15 protein-coding genes and 1 pseudogene are annotated in these 15,113 nt (G+C 71.4%); 5 read left to right on the top strand and 11 right to left on the bottom strand.

Annotated elements, in window-relative coordinates:
* Nucleotides 1-69: 69 nt before the first annotated feature.
* Complete coding sequence (locus M4V62_RS39275; protein WP_430626885.1) at nucleotides 70-1,611, bottom strand: SulP family inorganic anion transporter; 1,542 nt, start codon at nucleotides 1,609-1,611, stop codon at nucleotides 70-72.
* Between the two features lie 225 nt (nucleotides 1,612-1,836).
* On the opposite strand from M4V62_RS39275, the gene M4V62_RS39270 reads away from it, so the two are divergent.
* Nucleotides 1,837-2,265, top strand: a complete 429-nt coding sequence (locus M4V62_RS39270; protein WP_249591964.1) for a MerR family transcriptional regulator — start codon at nucleotides 1,837-1,839, stop codon at nucleotides 2,263-2,265.
* Here M4V62_RS39270 and M4V62_RS39265 read toward each other — a convergent pair.
* A complete protein-coding gene (locus M4V62_RS39265) occupies nucleotides 2,238-3,461 on the bottom strand; it encodes a 4-hydroxybenzoate 3-monooxygenase (RefSeq protein ID WP_249591963.1) in 1,224 nt (407 codons plus the stop codon). The genes M4V62_RS39270 and M4V62_RS39265 overlap by 28 nt on opposite strands.
* A gap of 290 nt (nucleotides 3,462-3,751) precedes the next feature.
* Here M4V62_RS39265 and M4V62_RS39260 point away from each other — a divergent pair, with 290 nt between their 5' ends.
* A complete protein-coding gene (locus M4V62_RS39260; RefSeq protein WP_249591962.1) occupies nucleotides 3,752-4,162 on the top strand; it encodes a hypothetical protein in 411 nt (136 codons plus the stop codon).
* Nucleotides 4,163-4,212: 50 nt separating this feature from the next.
* The gene (gene cpt, locus M4V62_RS39255; protein WP_249591961.1) at nucleotides 4,213-4,755 is read left to right on the top strand and encodes a chloramphenicol phosphotransferase CPT; all 543 of its coding nucleotides are present in this window, start codon (nucleotides 4,213-4,215) and stop codon (nucleotides 4,753-4,755) included.
* A gap of 118 nt (nucleotides 4,756-4,873) precedes the next feature.
* Here the strand turns inward: cpt and M4V62_RS39250 are convergent, their stop codons facing one another.
* Nucleotides 4,874-5,224, bottom strand: a complete 351-nt coding sequence (locus M4V62_RS39250) for a PRC-barrel domain-containing protein (RefSeq protein ID WP_249591960.1) — start codon at nucleotides 5,222-5,224, stop codon at nucleotides 4,874-4,876.
* Between the two features lie 139 nt (nucleotides 5,225-5,363).
* The gene (locus tag M4V62_RS39245; protein WP_249591959.1) at nucleotides 5,364-6,386 is read right to left on the bottom strand and encodes a MerR family transcriptional regulator; all 1,023 of its coding nucleotides are present in this window, start codon (nucleotides 6,384-6,386) and stop codon (nucleotides 5,364-5,366) included.
* Between the two features lie 154 nt (nucleotides 6,387-6,540).
* Here M4V62_RS39245 and M4V62_RS39240 point away from each other — a divergent pair, with 154 nt between their 5' ends.
* Nucleotides 6,541-7,131, top strand: a complete 591-nt coding sequence (locus tag M4V62_RS39240; RefSeq protein WP_249591958.1) for an RNA polymerase sigma factor — start codon at nucleotides 6,541-6,543, stop codon at nucleotides 7,129-7,131.
* Nucleotides 7,132-7,369: 238 nt separating this feature from the next.
* Here the strand turns inward: M4V62_RS39240 and M4V62_RS39235 are convergent, their stop codons facing one another.
* The 4 genes from M4V62_RS39235 to M4V62_RS39220 form a co-directional block, all read right to left on the bottom strand.
* Nucleotides 7,370-8,080, bottom strand: a complete 711-nt coding sequence (locus M4V62_RS39235; protein ID WP_249591957.1) for a C39 family peptidase — start codon at nucleotides 8,078-8,080, stop codon at nucleotides 7,370-7,372.
* A 73-nt stretch (nucleotides 8,081-8,153) separates the two neighbouring features.
* Nucleotides 8,154-8,798 carry a peptidoglycan-binding protein gene (locus tag M4V62_RS39230; RefSeq protein ID WP_249591956.1) on the bottom strand — a complete coding sequence of 215 codons (645 nt, stop codon included), beginning with the start codon at nucleotides 8,796-8,798 and terminating at the stop codon, nucleotides 8,154-8,156.
* 241 nt (nucleotides 8,799-9,039) lie between these two features.
* On the bottom strand, nucleotides 9,040-10,020 hold the full coding sequence (locus M4V62_RS39225) for an ArsR/SmtB family transcription factor (protein WP_249591955.1): 981 nt from the start codon (nucleotides 10,018-10,020) through the stop codon (nucleotides 9,040-9,042).
* 127 nt (nucleotides 10,021-10,147) lie between these two features.
* The gene (locus tag M4V62_RS39220) at nucleotides 10,148-10,714 is read right to left on the bottom strand and encodes a hypothetical protein (protein ID WP_249591954.1); all 567 of its coding nucleotides are present in this window, start codon (nucleotides 10,712-10,714) and stop codon (nucleotides 10,148-10,150) included.
* Nucleotides 10,715-10,858: 144 nt separating this feature from the next.
* Here M4V62_RS39220 and M4V62_RS39215 point away from each other — a divergent pair, with 144 nt between their 5' ends.
* Nucleotides 10,859-11,446 (top strand): TIGR04222 domain-containing membrane protein, encoded by a 588-nt coding sequence (locus M4V62_RS39215; protein ID WP_249591953.1) that lies wholly within the window; start codon nucleotides 10,859-10,861, stop codon nucleotides 11,444-11,446.
* Between the two features lie 84 nt (nucleotides 11,447-11,530).
* Here M4V62_RS39215 and M4V62_RS39210 read toward each other — a convergent pair whose 3' ends face one another.
* From M4V62_RS39210 to M4V62_RS39200, 3 genes and pseudogenes are all read right to left on the bottom strand, one after another.
* A complete protein-coding gene (locus M4V62_RS39210; RefSeq protein WP_249591952.1) occupies nucleotides 11,531-13,012 on the bottom strand; it encodes an FG-GAP-like repeat-containing protein in 1,482 nt (493 codons plus the stop codon).
* A gap of 208 nt (nucleotides 13,013-13,220) precedes the next feature.
* Nucleotides 13,221-13,793: pseudogene (locus tag M4V62_RS39205) on the bottom strand (dioxygenase family protein); the annotation flags it as partial.
* Nucleotides 13,794-13,976: 183 nt separating this feature from the next.
* Nucleotides 13,977-14,948, bottom strand: a complete 972-nt coding sequence (locus tag M4V62_RS39200) for an AraC family transcriptional regulator (protein ID WP_249591951.1) — start codon at nucleotides 14,946-14,948, stop codon at nucleotides 13,977-13,979.
* Nucleotides 14,949-15,113: the final 165 nt, after the last annotated feature.

Here is a 15,113-nt window from a genome sequence, read left to right as displayed (position 1 = left end):
GAAGGTGCTCCCGATCGTCCGCGAACTCGAGGCCGCCTTGGCCGCCGGCTGACGCGACCTCAGGGGCGGTCAGTGGCCGCCGGTGAGTTCGCCGCTGAGCTTCTCGTGGATCTGGGCGCTCGGCTTGTTCAGGCCGATGATCTCCACCGTCTTGCCGCGCTGGGCGTACTTGGTCTCGATCGCGTCCAGGGCTGCGACGGAGGAGGCGTCCCAGATGTGGGCGGCGGTCAGGTCGACGACGACCTGGTCGGGGTCGCCCGCGTAGTCGAACCGTCCGACGAGGTCGTTGGCGGAGGCGAAGAACAGCTCGCCGGTGACGGAGTACGTCACGCTGCCGCCGGCATGGTCGGTGACGGCGGTGACCTCGGCGACGTGGGCGACGCGCTTGGCGAAGATGACCATCGCCGTGACGGATCCCGCGACCACGCCGACGGCGAGGTTGTGCGTGGCGACCACGCACGCCACGGTGACGACCATGACCGTGATCTCGCCTGCGGGCAGCCGCCGGAGCGTCTTGGGCGCGATGGAGTGCCAGTCGAAGGTCGCGAAGCAGACCATCACCATCACGGCGACCAGGGCGGCCATCGGGATGTCGGAGACGACGGGTCCGAAGACGATGCACAGGACCATCAGGAAGGCGCCCGCGAGGAAGGTGGACAGGCGGGTGCGGGCGCCTGACACCTTCACGTTGATCATCGTCTGGCCGATCATGGCGCAGCCGCCCATGCCGCCGAAGAAGCCGGTGACGATGTTGGCGATGCCCTGACCGATGGACTCGCGGGTCTTGGAGGAGCGGGTGTCGGTGATGTCGTCGACGAGCTTGGCGGTCATCAGGGACTCCATCAGGCCGACCAGCGCCATGGCGAGCGCGTAGGGCGCGACGGTCGTCAACGTGTCCATGGTGAAGGGCACATCGGGCAGGCCGGGCACCGGCAGGGAGGACGGCAGTTCGCCCTTGTCGCCGACGGTCGGCACCGCGATCCCGGCGGCCACGGTGATCGCGGTGAGGACGACGATGGAGACGAGAGGGGCCGGGATCACCTTGGTGACCTTCGGGAAGAACACCATGAGGCCGAGACCGGCCGCGAGCAGCGGGTAGACGGGCCAGGGCACGTCGTGCATCTCGGGGACCTGCGCCATGAAGATCAGGATGGCGAGGGAGTTCACGAAGCCGACCATCACGCTGCGGGGCACGAACCGCATCAGCTTGGCCACGCCGAGCGCGCCGAGCGCGATCTGGAAGACACCGGCCAGGATCACGGCCGCGACGAGATATCCGAAGCCGTGCTCGCGGTTCAGCGGCGCGATGACCAGCGCCACGGCGCCGGTCGCCGCCGAGATCATCGCGCGGCGGCCGCCGACGACGGAGATGGTCACGGCCATGGTGAAGGACGCGAACAGACCGATCGCGGGGTCGACCCCGGCGATGATGGAGAACGAGATCGCCTCGGGGATGAGCGCGAGCGCGACCACCAGACCGGCGAGCACCTCGGTGCGCCAGACCTTCGGGTCGGACAGCCAGTCGGGGCGCAGGCCACGCAGCCGGGCGGCCGGGGACGGTGCGGACGTGGACAAGAGAGGAACCTGTCGTGCTCGGGCAGCGCCTGGCATCACCCTGGGCGTGCGGAAAGGGGCCGGAAGCGCTGTGATCGACGGCTGCGACACGGCTGAGGTCGCGGAAGGTGTCCCGCACCATGGAGCGGGGGCGGCACGCGAGCCGATCCCGGCACCCGCAGACCCTACCCTAACGTTACGGTAGAGATCGAAGACGGTCCGCCAGGGCCGCGACGAGCAACGAGCGACGAGCAAGCAACGAACGACAAGGAAGGCAGCCGCGTGGGCAGCGAGCACATGCAGATCGGTGAGGTCGCCGCACGGACCGAGCTGTCGCTGCGCACCATCCGCCATTACGAGGACACCGGCCTGGTCATCCCGTCCGCCCGTTCCCAGGGCGGTTTCCGCCTCTACACCGAGGCCGACGTCGCCCGTCTGATGGTCATCCGCCGCATGAAGCCACTCGGCTTCACGCTGGACGCGATGCGCGATCTTCTCGCCACCACCGACCGTCTGGACTCCGGGGACGAGCTGACGGCCGAGCAGCGCGAGGAACTCGTGGAGCGGATGCGCGGCTTCGAGCAGGCCACGCAGCAGCGGGTACGTGACCTGCGTACGCAGTTGGCGCGGGCCGAGGAGTTCGCCGCCACGCTGCGCGAACACCTCCCCCGCGACGCCGAGCCTCAGTTGCCGTCGCCCTTCCCGATGTAGAGCTCGGCGAACGCGGCCGCGGCGGCCGGCGAGCGGAGGATCCTGCGCAGCCGGGCGGCCGCGGTGCCCGCCTTGAACGGGTCACCGGACGACGCCCCGTGCAGCAGTTCCGAGAGCCACTGGGAGAACTCCTGGTACTGCCACACCCGCGGCAGACAGGCCTCCGAGTAGCCGTTCAGCTCGGCGTCGTCGCCTTGTGCGCAGTAGGCGACGAGCGCGTCGCCGAGCAGCAGCGCGTCGTGCAGCGCCAGGTTCATGCCCTTCGCGGCGATCGGGGCGGCGAGGTGGGCGGCGTCGCCCGCGAGATACAGCCGCCCGTGGGACATGGGCTCCACGACGTAGTTGTGCATGTCGAGGACGCGTTTCTCGATCAGTCGCCCCTCGGTGAGCGGCGGCGCCCCCGCCACCGAGAGGCGGGCGTGCAGCTCGGACCAGACACGCGCGTGCGGCCAGTTCCCGGGGTCGTCGCCGGGCGGGCACTCGAGGTAGTAGCGGGTGACCTCGGGGCTTCGGGCCATGTGGGCGGCGAATCCGCGCGGATGGAGGCCGAAGACCACGCAGTCCGATGACGGCGGGGCCTCGGCGAGGAGAGCGAGCCAGCCGATGCCGTAGTCGTGCCGGGCGACGATGGCCCGCTCCGCACCCACGTAGCCGCGCGTCACGCCACGCGCGCCGTCGCAGCCCGCGATCGCGTCGCAGTCGATGCGCACGCGCTCGCCCGTCTCCGGGTCCGTGTACGACACCGAGGGGCGGTCGGTGTCGACGCCGTGCAGTTCCACGTCGCGTACGCCGAATCGGATGTCGCCGCCCGCGCGGTCGGCGTAGGCACGCACCAGGTCGGTCACCAGGAGGGGCTGCGGGTAGACGAAGTGGCGGTGGCCGGACAGCTCGCCGTACGAGAACCGGTGACGCTCCCCCGCCCACCGGAACTCGCATTCACTGTGGGTCTGCGCGTGTGCGAGGAGACGGTCGGCGAGGCCCCGCTCCTCCAGGGCGCGCACCGCCCACTCCTCGATGAAGCCCGCGCGGGGCCGCTGTTCGATGAACTCTCTGCTCTCCGACTCCACGACCACGCAGTCGACGGAGGCGGCACGCAGGATGTTGGCGACGGTGAGCCCCGCCGGTCCGGCTCCTACGACGACGATGCGGGCGCGCCGTCGCGGCGTGGATGACTCGGGAGTTGAAGCGAGGTCCATCCGGGAATTATGACGTGGGCACGACGAGAGGCGGGACCGCGCCGGAGACCACTCCGGACGCCACCTCGGAGACCACCCCGGAGCCCGTGTGCACGGTCCGCGCACGAAGGGGCAGGCGTGGGAGCTCGCACCTGGCCGGACAGCGTGCCCCTGATGTGGTGCGACAATCTGCCCGAGACCACGCCCCGTGCCCGATCTCCGGCGCGTCGGTCTCCTTGCGGGAGGCGCCGGTCACGGACGTCCCCGGGGCAGCGGCGCCCCGGCGGACCGGCGGTGGGGAGGAATCGACGGTGGTGGAGTGGCGATACATCGCCAAGGGCGTGCGGGTCGTTCCCGAACCTGTGGCCACGCCCTTCATCTGGACAGGCGCGTACGCGGGCGCCTTCGCCCTGGTGACGGTGCTCGATCTGCTCGGGGCGCTCGACCGCACGGGGCTCGCGCTCGCGGCCCTCTCGGTCCTTGCCGCGCTGCTCGGAGTGCGGGGCCGGTACGTCGCGGCACCGGGGACGGCCCTGTTGTGCTGGATGCTCCTGAACTTCTTCGCCGCCCACCCCATCGGGGAGATCTCCTGGGCCGGGCACCGGGATCCCGAGTGGATGGCCTGCCTGCTGGCCGCGGCCCTCATCGGCACGACGGCGGGGCGCGTCCTTCACGCACGCGCCGCGTACCGCCGCATCAGCCCGTACGACGGAACGGGCTGACCCGCCGATATCCGTTTCCCGTGGCGCGCCGATGCTCCTACTGTGGCGCGGTGACGACTCAAGTGATCGTTCTCAATGGTGGTTCCAGCTCGGGGAAGTCCGGCATCGCGCGCTGCCTGCAGGCGGTGCTGCCGGATCCGTGGCTGGCTTTCGGATGCGACACGCTGGTCGACGCGATGCCCGCGTCCATGCAGAGCGCGTCGGAGGGAATCGACTTCGCCGAGGACGGCTCGGTGAGCGTCGGCCCGGAGTTCCGGACGCTGGAGGCGGCGTGGATCGAGGGGATCGCGGCCATGGCCCGCGCCGGAGCCCGGGTCATCGTCGACGAGGTCTTCCTCGGCGGACCGGCGTCGCAGGAGCGGTGGCAGAAGTCCCTCGGTGATCTGGGGGTGCTGTGGGTCGGTGTCCGCTGTGACAGCACCGTGGCCGCGGGCCGGGAGACGGCACGGGGCGACCGGGTCGCCGGAATGGCCGCGTCCCAGGCGGAACTGGTCCACCGCGGCGTGCTCTACGACATGGAGGTGGACACGACGCACACCGAGTCCTTGGAGTGCGCGCGAGCCATCGCCTCCGGCGTCACCTCGGCGGGGTAGTGGCCGCGAGGCCTGACGAGCCGGAATGCCGGATGGCGTCCGAGGCACCTCGTGCCTCGGACGCCATCGGTATCAGTGCAGCATTGAGTGCACCGGCCTGGTCACGCCTGCGCGCGGATCAGTGGCCCGGACCGCTGTAGTAGCCGCCGAGCTGATCGCGGTAGGCGGGGTCGCCCAGGTGCTTCTCCTTGTCGAACTCGGGCGCGTTCTTGATCTGCTCCTTGGTGCGCGAGACCAGGATCTTCCGCTCTTCGTGGTCGATGGCGGTGACGGTGCTTGCGGGCAGCAGCACCTCCTTGCCGAAGATCCACACTCCGGTGTCGACGACGATGTACTGGTTGGCGACCTCGCTCGAGTGCTTGTCGACCTTGCCGATGTGCCCGTCCGCGGCCTCGACCTTGTAGCCCGTCAGGTCGTTGTCCGGGCCGTGCCCGGCGGTGGGGCCGTAGCTCCAGATTTCGTTGCTCATCGAGAACTCCTCAATTGGCTTTCCCTGAAAGGCAGGGATTCAAATAACGGGAGGGGATGATCAACCTCCAACGCACCGGGTGCCCTGCCCGAAAGGGGCCAAACAGAGACTTCCGGCCTTCACTCCGGCCAGGGCGGCATCAAGCGGGCGCACCCTCTCCGCGCACCCGGCTGATCTGGGCCAGCGCTTCGCGCAGGCTGGTGGGCCGCAGCGCACCGCGCACCGCGGGGCCCGCCCAGCCGGGGCCGCCCAGCATGACCACGGAACGGCCCCGGGCGCCCCGTACCCCCCAGCGCGTGTCGGCGATGTGCCGGGCCAGCGGGACGCTCGCGGTGGAGCGGGCCTGTGCCCACAGGACGACGACGGCCGGGCCCGTCCTGCGCACGGCCGACGACACCGCCTCGACCGGCACCGCCGCGCCGAACATCCGCTGCGGCACGCCGAGTTCGCCCAGCGCCGCGCTCAGCGCCTCCAGCGGAAGGGAGTGCTGTTCACCCGGCACGCAGGCCAGGACGAGGGGTGCGCTCGCGGCAGGGGAGCTCGGCGGGACGGGGGCGACCGGTGCGGTGGCGCTGCGGTGCAGGGTGCGGGAGACGTGCCAGGACAGCAGGTGCTCGACCTCCACATAACGGTCGCCCGCCTCTTCCCACCTGCGGCCCACAGCGTGCAGCGTCGGCACCATCACCTCCTGCCACGCGGTGACCAGACTGTGGCTCTCCACCGCGTCGGTCAGCAGGTCCTGCATGGTCGGGGCGTCGAGCCGTACGGCGGCGCGCGACAGGCCCCGCCGTCGGCGGACGAACGTGTCGGGTGACGGCACCGGAGCGGCGCGTGCGGGCCCCCGCTGCCGCGGCACGGCGGCCGGTTCGGGGGCGCGCCGGGAGGCGCCCTCGGGGTCGAGCAGCTTGAGCGCCTGGTGGGCTGCCTCAGCCGGCGGCACCCCCGCGGTGGTGAGGCGGCCCATCTCCTCCACCATGGCGATGTCCCGCTCGGACCAGCGCCGGTGGTGACCGGGATCGCGCCGGGCGGGGCCCAGGCCGTACCTGCGGTCCCATGTGCGCAACGTCGTCGGTGACACCCCGAGGCGTCGCGCCAGGGCACCCGTCGTCACGCCTGTACCTGCAGACTCGCTGTCCTGACCGCGGTGTTGCCCCTCGCTCATCCGGCCACGATACGACGCACAACCGATGCGAGTTGCCGCCCGCGAGCAACTGTTTCCAGGATGACCGGATCGCGGCCGCGGCCACCACGAGACTGCCCTTTTCCGTTCGGTCGTACGGCGATTGTGATCACCACGAGGAGCTGACGAAGCGTCGATGAGCACACTGGTGCAACAGCCGGTGCGGGCCCCCTCCGGGGAGCGGACCACAGATCTGGCCAGGGGCCTTGCCGACGGAGACGAAGCGAGCCTCACGGCGGTGTACCGCCGGTGGGGGCCTCTTGTGCATGCCCTGGCCCAGCGCGCGCTCGGTGACAGCCGTGAGGCGGAGGACATCACCCAGCAGGTGTTCCTCGCCGCCTGGCGCGGCCGGTCCTGCTACCGCCCCGAACTGGGCAGCCTGGCGGCCTGGTTGATCGGCATCACGCGGCACAGGGTCGCGGACGCACTGGCGGCGCGCACCCGCAGGGCGGCGCTCGTCGAGGGAGCCGGGGAGCAGTACGCCGTCATGAACCACCGAGCCCAGGAGGGGATGGACCCGACGGTCGACCGGGCGCTGATGACGGTCGAGTTGGCGAGACTCCCCATGCCGCAGCGGACGGTACTGCGTCTGGCGTACTACGAGGACCTCACGCATCCGCAGATCTCCGAACGCACCGGGTGGCCGCTCGGCACGGTCAAGAGCCATGCCCGGCGCGGTATCCGCAGTCTGCGTCTCCGCCTGGAGGACGTGCGGGACGGCCGCTGAGAAATTCCGGGAACCGGGTGCATCCGCGCACCCGGTTCGGGCGGAAGCAAGGGGTAGCTCCATATGACCCTGAGGTCGGCGGGATCGCCCGGACCCTGCCTCCTGTTCGGCCTCAGCGGAGTCGGTGCCGCTGAGGCTGTCGTCGTTGCCCCCGGAACGGCGACCGTGCGGGCCGTGGGTGGCGTACGTGGTCGTGCGGCGCCACCCACGGCCACCGCTGGTGTCCCGGGGCTCCGGCTCAGGCCGCGTAGCCCTTCGGCGGGATCAGGGTGGCGAGCTGGTCGAAGGAGAGCCAGTAGATCTGATTGCCGCCGAAGGAGGCGGGGTCGGCGATGAGGACGGTGCGGTTCGCGTCGTCGTAGCCGATGACGGTGAAGTAGTGGTAGATCGTCTGGTCCGACGGGTAGCCGGGCGGCTGATTGCCGGGCGGGGCCACGATGTTGGCCACCAGCGGGTAGTTGTTGTCGATGTCCAGGACGATGTCGTTCCACAACAGGTCCTTCTGGGCCTGGGTGGGCGGGTCGTTCGGCATCTCCTTGGTCTCGTACCAGCCCGTGCCGAGGTTGGCGTTGAGCACGCCGGTCACCTGACTGATGTGGTCGGTGCCCGCCTCGGTGGTGCCGAGCTGCGCGGCAAGGGCGCCCTGGCTCGGCGGGGCGATCCGCGCGGACAGGGCGATGCGGGTGGCGGCGGGTCCGCACCAGTAGCCGGTCTCCTGGACCTGGTAGTCGACCGGGAGGGTGTGGGCGCTCTTGGTCCGCGCACCGCCGACGCTCAGCCGGGTGCCGGGTTCGTTCTGTCCGCTGACGACCGCGGTACCGGCCTTCGAGCCGTGGCCGAGCACGGACACGCTCCGCGGGTGCGCGGGTTCCGCCTGGGCGGCGGCCGGGGTGACGAGGGCGCCCACCGCGGCTACGGCGATCGCTGTGGAGACAAGTCTCTTGCGCATACGGGCTCCTGGGGTGGGGGGTGAGGGGCGAGGCGTGCAGGGGCGTGCGAGATGCGAGGACCGGCGCCTGGGGTCAGGGGATCGGCGGGACCGAGGGCCCTTCCTGGGCGAGCAGGTCGCGGGCGAACTGCTCCCACTGGGCGTAGCGGTCGGGATAGGCCGACACCTGGACGGCCTGGCAGACGTCGCCCGGGGGCATCGTCTGCCAGCCGTCGATCTGGATCAGCCCCGGGTTGCTGCCGAAGGGGGCCACTCCGTAGAAGGACTTGGACGAGGTGGCGACGTCGGTGATCTGCTCGGGAGTGCCCCAGCCGGTGCTGGGGCGCTGCTGGAAGATGCCCAGGGAGTCGTGGTCGACCGGCGTCAGGTAGTTGACGAACTTCGACTCCTGCATTGCTGTCATCAGCGCGATGACCAGGCCCTGTTCGGGAATCTGCGCACCCTTGCCGACACCGATGACGGTGCGCGCGTTGGCGAGTTCCTCGGGCCCGAGGTCGGCCGCGGTCCGGAAGGCCTTGTGCAGTTCGGCATCGGGGGCCTGTCGCAGGGCTCTGGCGGTCGCTCCGTCGACCGAGCCGGTCCGGGGCAGACCGTGGCGCTCCTGGAACCACTTCAGGCCGTGCCCGGAGGACGCCGCAATGGCCGTGGGGGCCTCGGCGGCCTGCACGACGCCGGGCACGGCACAGAGGGTGCCGACGACGGCGAGCGAGACGGCCACGGCCGCGCGGCGGGTCAGGATACGAGTAGTAGTGCTAGTAGTGCTAGTAGTGCGCAACGCCACTCCTTCATCGGATCGTCGATGCGTCCCTCGTGCCGTGCCCGGAAGTTCTCAGGTGGACGCGCGTTGAACGCGCGCAGGACAGAGGGCTGGGACGCAACGCGGTGGGGGGATGCGTGTGCAACAGCCCGGTCAGCTTCCTTGCATGGCCATGCCAGACGCAATGAATGAAAGCCCAGACTTACGACCCGCTGCTGCGCAGCAGCGCGCGCCCTTCCGCCGTGGCGACGTGGAGGGACCGCCCCGCCCTGCGGACCGTGGTCACAAGGCCCGCCGCGCGCAGCACTTTGACGTGCTGGCTTATCGCCGGGTGGGTGACCGCGAGGAGACGGGCGAGCTCGACCGTGGACGAGCCGGTGCGGACCGCCTTGAGGACGGCGGCGCGCGTGTGCCCGATGAGCGGTCCCAGGGCGCCGTCGGCCGGACGGTCGGCGGGCGTGGGCTGGGCCCAGTCCATCGCGTGGTCGATGGGATACACCAGGACAGGGGGCAGTTCGCCGTCGGCGAGCGTGACGGGCGTGGGCCAGCAGAAGAAGGAGGGCTGCAGGGTGAGCCCCCTGCCGTCGAGCCGCAGGTCCTGCTCCACGGGGTAGTCGACCTCCAACACCGGCTGACGCCAGCGCAGTTGAGGCCCCAGACCCGCGAGCAGTCCATCGGTCCCGCCGTCCAGGAGGCTGTGCAGCCGGATGATGCGGTCGGCGTCGATCTGGGCGTGGATGCGCGGCCAGAAGGGTGCGAGCGCCTCCAGGTGGTACGTGTGCAGCGCGTGCCCCAGCTGCCGCAGAGCCGCGACGTCACCGCGCGCCAGCGACTCCGTCCAGCCCGGAAGGCGCCGTGACGCGGCCACCCGCGTCAGGTCGGTGCGCAGCCGCATCCGGGGAGTGCGTACGAGGGTGTCGACCGCCGCGTGGAGCGTCTCGCCTTCTCCGTGGGTGGGGGTGAGGAAGTCGGGAGAGCAGCCGTGCGGCGGCAGGAGCGGCGAAAGGAGCCGGCAGCTATCCGAGAGCCGGGGCCTGGCCCACCGCCGCCATTCCCCGAACACCCTGGCCCCGTCACGCCGTTGCAGCGTCTGCACGCTGTTGCTGATCTCCCAGAGGAAGTCAGGACCCGAGGCGACCCGCACCCGCGCCAGGTCCTCGGCCGTGAAGTGCACCCGCAACATCGCCTGCCTCTCCCCCGTGTGTCCCGGCGCCGCCGCGCGGCAGGGCTCCAGGCGACCGTCGCGAGGCGGTCGCTGTCAAGACACCTGAGAACTCCGGGGAGTTGAGGGACGCCCGGACCGCGCTCCGTCAGTCGTAGTCGCCGGACGGCAGCGGCCAGGTCCGCACGCCCGTCGTGAAGGACGCCGTGGGGCACGCCCTGCTCCACGCCTCCTCGAAGCGTGCACGCTGCCGTCTGTCCATGCCCGCGAAACGGCACCGGTAGCGGCGGCCCTGGCGGGTGCGCAGATGCAGTACGGCCGTGCCGTCGCCAGGGGTATCGGGCTCCTGGAACGGCGTGGTCACCAGATGCACGCGGCTGACCGAGCCCGCCGGAATGTCCACGATCCCGCCGACGGCCCTCCGCAGCCGCAGCACCGACCGGTCACCGCCTACCGCGTCCACCTCGACGACGGCGCGGCTGTCGCGCAGCCAGTGGACGGCCACGGGCAGCCCGACGAGCAGAACGCAGCCCGTGATCACGGCGGCTGCGCCCTGCTCGCCCGCGGCGAACAGCAGCCCACCGAAACCGAGCCCCACCACCACCGTGACCGAGGCGCGCAGTATCCGGCTCCGCAGATGCGCATCTCTGTCCGCGGCGCGCCAGAGGGCCTCGCCGTCGGCGCCGGCAGCATCGACATCCGCATTCTTCCGCATGCCGTCATGATGGCCGCGGGACCGGACGGCACCAATGGGGCCGGGACCCTCAAGTTTTGCTCTGAAGGAGCGAGGGCGAGGGATGTGCGCTCCTGCCATCGGGCACCACAGCCGAAAGACGGGGTGTCCGAAGGGGGTGGGGGCATGCGGATGTACTTCAGGCGGGCCACGGCGGCGGTGGAAGCGCGAGAGGCCCTGGGTGTGTACGACGTGGCGTATCTGGCCGGTGGGCCGCGGCGGGTGGTGGAGTGCGCGGTGATCGCGCTGGCCGATGGCGGGCTGCTCAGGCTCAGGGCGTCGCGAGTGCGGTCCGTGGGCGGGGAGTTGCCCGCGCACCCCGTCGAGCGTGCCCTGGTCTCGGCGTGCCCGCAGAGCAGCAGCACGGAGTCCGTGTGCGGCCGGTTGCGGGAGTCTCCCGAGGTGGAGGAGATCGGCGACCGGCTCGCGGACCGGGGCCTGGTGACCAGGGCCAGGCACCAGCTGACCCGGGCCGGAAGGCAGCGGCTACAGGCGGCCGAACAGGAAGGAAGCCTGCCCGCCTACGTGTTCGACGGCCCCGAAGTCCTTCCGAAGGGGACGGTCCGACGCGGCGTCATGGAGGCGCAGTTGATGCCGTCCGGCCTCGGCCGGGCGATGGTCCGGTTGGGCAAGGCCCTCGACCACGACTCGGGCTCCGACCACTCGGACTTCGGCTGCGGAGGCGGCGGGGGCGGCGGGGGCGGCAGCGACTGAGGGAGAACAGCACGGGCCCGCGGGCGGGGGGTGCGACGATCCGTCGTCCCCCGCCCTCGGGCCCGTACGTGAGCCGCTTCGTTCCTAGCGCAGGGTGCTGCCGAAGAGGGCCGCGGCGTCCGGAGCCCCGACGTCCTTGGGGCCGAAGGCGACGGAGTCCGTGGCGATCAGGCCCGCGGTGGTGCCGCGCAGCGACCAGACGGCGCCCGCCTGGGCGTTCTCCCTGGCGGATGACACCGCCAGGTCGCGGTGGCCGTCACCCGTGACGTCGAGCAGCGCCGCGGCCGCCCCGAACTGGTCGTCCGCCTCGGCGACTCCGGGCACGCCCGCCGTGTCCTGGTGGAAGGCCTGCGCGCCGGTGCCGGTCACGCCGTTCGCACTGCCGTGCACGAGGACGACGGCGCCCGCGTCGCCGACGGCCTTGACGTCCTCGCCGACGACGCCGAGCGCGATGTCCGCGTAGCCGTCACCCGTCACGTCGCCGACGGAGACGGAGCTGCCGAAGCGGTCGCCCTCCTCCTCGGCACCGGGAATGCCGGGCAGGTCCTGGTCGAACTCCTGGACCTGCGGCTTCAGGCCGTCCGCCGAGCCATAGGCGACCCTGACCTTGGCGTCGGCCTCGTCGTAGTTGCTCTCGCCGACGACCAGGTCGTCGTAGTGGTCGCCGTTGATGTCGCCGAGGCCCAACTGCCCCTTGGCGCCCGCCCCGTGACCGCGCTTGAAGCCGGTGGGGCTGCCGTACAGGATGCTGTTGGTCCAGGTTCCGTCGCCGGTGTAGTCGTTGATGGCGATGTCGGCGCGACCGTCGCCGTTGACATCACCGACGGCGTCCGGGATCACCGGGCCCTGCACGGAGAGCGGTCCGTCGACACAGACCTCGGGCTTCTCGCGGCATGCGGGGTAGGGGCGCTCGTCGCTCTCGTAGCTCCACCACTGCGACTTGTCCATGAAGTCGAGCGTGGCGGCCGGGGTGCCGGTCCGCGCGATGGGCCCCTTCCACAGGCGGGCCTTCTGCTCGACCGGGTCGTCGCCGTGCGAACCCACCAGGTCGAACAGGGCCAGGTCGGTGGTGCCGTCGCCGTCGAAGTCCGCCGCCTGCGGGGCGAATCCGAAGGTGTCGATCGCGGTGCCGCCGGTCGGGCCGCTCACGGAGCCCCACAGGATCACCGAGCCACCGGCCTTGACGCCGGTGCCGACGACCAGGTCCCCGTACCCGTCCTGGTCCAGGTCGGCCTTGGTGACGTGCCTGCCGAACTCCTGCTTGGCGGTGGCCGCGCCGGGCACACCGCTCGTGGAGCGGCTGATGATCTTCTTCTTGGCCGGGTCGAGGCCGTCCTTGGAGCCGTAGGTCACCACGACGTACCCGGCCTTGGCCTTGCCGGAGACCGTGCCGCCCGGGGCGCCGACGACGAGGTCGGCGTAGCCGTCGCCGTTCAGGTCGTCCGTCGCCTTCCCCGCGGCGGCGCTCGCGCGGCCCGCGTCGGTGGCCGGCGTGGCCGCCTGGGCGCTGCCCGCCCCGAGGGCCAGGGCCGAGAGGCCACTGCCCACGAGCAGGGAGGCGGCCATCAGGGGCAGGGTGCGACGGGCTGTGCGGCTGGCTCGCGACATACGGGTTCCCTTGGTTCAGAGTGCGGTGGGGCGGCTGCCCGGTGGAGTTCACCACCGGTTCATGCCGGCCGATCACTTGACCCTCCGAGGTCACCAAAGGTTGTACGCGCCCCTTGCCGCTCGGCCGCCTCACCGGGAGGCCGAGCGGCAGGCCACTTTCCGGTCAGGGCTGCTGCGGCACGTTCAGGACGAAGTCGAAGTCGGCCTCCTTCGCGTTCCCGACGGTGCGTACGTTCATGAGCAGCCGGGCGTCGAAGATCGGGTCCGTGTTGTTGCGCGGTTCACCGGGGAAGTACAGCTGGGTCGTGAGGACCGGGCGCCCAGGGGCCTGCACCTTGACGTGCAGGTGCCGGGTGCGGCCCGGGTAGAGGCCGGGCACGACCGTGGTGAGCCTGAACGCGCCGTTGGCGTCGGTGAATTGGTGCCCCCGGAAGCGGAAACCCGTGTTGTCGTACGTCCCGTAGGTGTCGGCCTGCCAGAAGTCCATCAGGACCCGGGGAATCGGCCGGCAGGCACGCCCGAAGACGTAGCCGGTGACGGTGAGCCGGACGCCCGGGGTGCCGGGCTGCAGGAGCGAGGTGCGCCGGGGGGAGTTGGGTTTGAAGTACGGGCCCTCCATCTGCGGGGGCGTCGGATCGTCGCCGTCGTCGCAGGCCGGGGTCGCCTCCGGCGCCACGCCGCGCTCCCCCGCGGTCCGGGCAAGGGCGGGGACTCCCATGAGGGCCACCGGCAGGGCCATGCCCACCGCGGCGGCCGCTCTCAGGACGGTCTTGCGGCTGGGGCCGCCGCCCTGGTGCGCCTTCGGTTCGCTGGTCCCGCCGCTGTCGCCGGCGCCGTCGCGTATGCCGTCTCCGGTCGTGCCGATCTCGTGCTCCATCGCTCCTCCTGAGGGGGTGGGGTGGGTTCCGGATCGGCTCCGAAGTTATGCGGACGGCCGGGTGCGGGCGATGGACTCAAGACGGTGGTCGTGGTGAATATCGCCACCGCCGCGCCGGAAGTCCCCCGGGCTCGTGCCGGTCTCCCTGCGGAAGAAGCGACAGAAGTAGGCCGGGTCGCCGAAGCCGACCCGCAGCGCTATCTGACGGACCGACAACTCCGTACGCAGCAGGAGGCGTTTGGCCTCGTGCACCCGGGCCTGCCGGATCAGTTCGCCGGGCGTGCGGCCGGTGGACGCCTTCACCGCCTCGCCCAGATAGCTCACGGAGACTCCCAGCTGCTGCGCGCACGCCCGGACGGAGCGCCGGGCACCCTCCGGGGTGCCGAGCAGGGTCATCAACTCCGCGGCGACCGAGCCGGGCCGCGAGCGCTGCGCGGGCGGCGGCGCCGTCGGCTGGTGCGCGGGCAGCCGCGCCGCCCGCACCACCAGGACGTGCAGCAGGGCCCGCAGCACGCTCTGGAATCCGTCGGCACCCGCCTGGTACTCGCCGTCGAGATCGGCGACGAGGCGCGCGGTCGGCTCGGCCGCCTCGTCGGGCAGTTCGAGCCAGGAGCGCCGCCCGAGCCCTCGCAGCGCGTGGCGATCCGCGGGGTGGTCCAGGAGGAAGTCGTCGGTGAAGAGGATGACGCGCCCGTCGAGGCCGGTGACGTTCTCCCAGTGGTGGACCTGGCCCGGTGCGATGAAGCACAGGTTCGGCGGACTCAGCGCGAAGCGGGTCAGATCGACGACGTGACCGCCGGTGCCGCCCGTGACGTGGACGATCTCGTGGAACGTGTGCCGGTGCGGGAACGACGCACGTGACATCGGCCCGATGGTGTCGAACGTGCCGATGGCGAACGGCAGCGCGTTGGGCATGGGCACTTCCAGGCGATGCGTCGGCATCCCGTCGTCGCCGGGCGGCCCGCTCCCCGGTAATCCGCTGTTCCCCTCGCCGGGCAAGACCGTTGTGCCGCGCATGCGTACGCTCCTCACCACGACCGGAGGCTGGTCCAGACCAGCCGGATCCCTCACCATGGCACGGTGTGGTCACCGCAGGGCAGAGGGTGGCCACGGTCCGCCACTGAGCCGAGGGAGGCTCCCGGCGTGACAATGGTGGTGCGGAGCACGCCTGGCCGTTGCGGA

Origin of the sequence: Streptomyces durmitorensis (genome assembly GCF_023498005.1) — a bacterium.
GTDB classification, from domain to species: Bacteria; Actinomycetota; Actinomycetes; order Streptomycetales; family Streptomycetaceae; genus Streptomyces; species Streptomyces durmitorensis.
The sequence above is the reverse complement of the archived record's forward strand: the minus strand, read 5'-3'. Positions and strand labels throughout refer to the sequence as shown.

Bases quoted from the DNA above. Each gene is read 5' to 3' on its own strand.
- M4V62_RS39225 (WP_249591955.1), bottom strand. From the start codon at position 10,020: ATGTTGCGGGTGCACTTCACGGCCGAGGACCTGGCGCGGGTGCGGGTC.
- M4V62_RS39250 (WP_249591960.1), bottom strand. From the start codon at position 5,224: ATGAGCAACGAAATCTGGAGCTACGGCCCCACCGCCGGGCACGGCCCG.
- M4V62_RS39215 (WP_249591953.1), top strand. From the start codon at position 10,859: ATGCGGATGTACTTCAGGCGGGCCACGGCGGCGGTGGAAGCGCGAGAG.
- M4V62_RS39245 (WP_249591959.1), bottom strand. From the start codon at position 6,386: ATGAGCGAGGGGCAACACCGCGGTCAGGACAGCGAGTCTGCAGGTACA.
- M4V62_RS39235 (WP_249591957.1), bottom strand. From the start codon at position 8,080: ATGCGCAAGAGACTTGTCTCCACAGCGATCGCCGTAGCCGCGGTGGGC.
- M4V62_RS39210 (WP_249591952.1), bottom strand. From the start codon at position 13,012: ATGGCCGCCTCCCTGCTCGTGGGCAGTGGCCTCTCGGCCCTGGCCCTC.
- M4V62_RS39265 (WP_249591963.1), bottom strand. From the start codon at position 3,461: ATGGACCTCGCTTCAACTCCCGAGTCATCCACGCCGCGACGGCGCGCC.
- M4V62_RS39220 (WP_249591954.1), bottom strand. From the start codon at position 10,714: ATGCGGAAGAATGCGGATGTCGATGCTGCCGGCGCCGACGGCGAGGCC.
- M4V62_RS39275 (WP_430626885.1), bottom strand. From the start codon at position 1,611: ATGCCAGGCGCTGCCCGAGCACGACAGGTTCCTCTCTTGTCCACGTCC.
- M4V62_RS39240 (WP_249591958.1), top strand. From the start codon at position 6,541: ATGAGCACACTGGTGCAACAGCCGGTGCGGGCCCCCTCCGGGGAGCGG.
- M4V62_RS39200 (WP_249591951.1), bottom strand. From the start codon at position 14,948: ATGCGCGGCACAACGGTCTTGCCCGGCGAGGGGAACAGCGGATTACCG.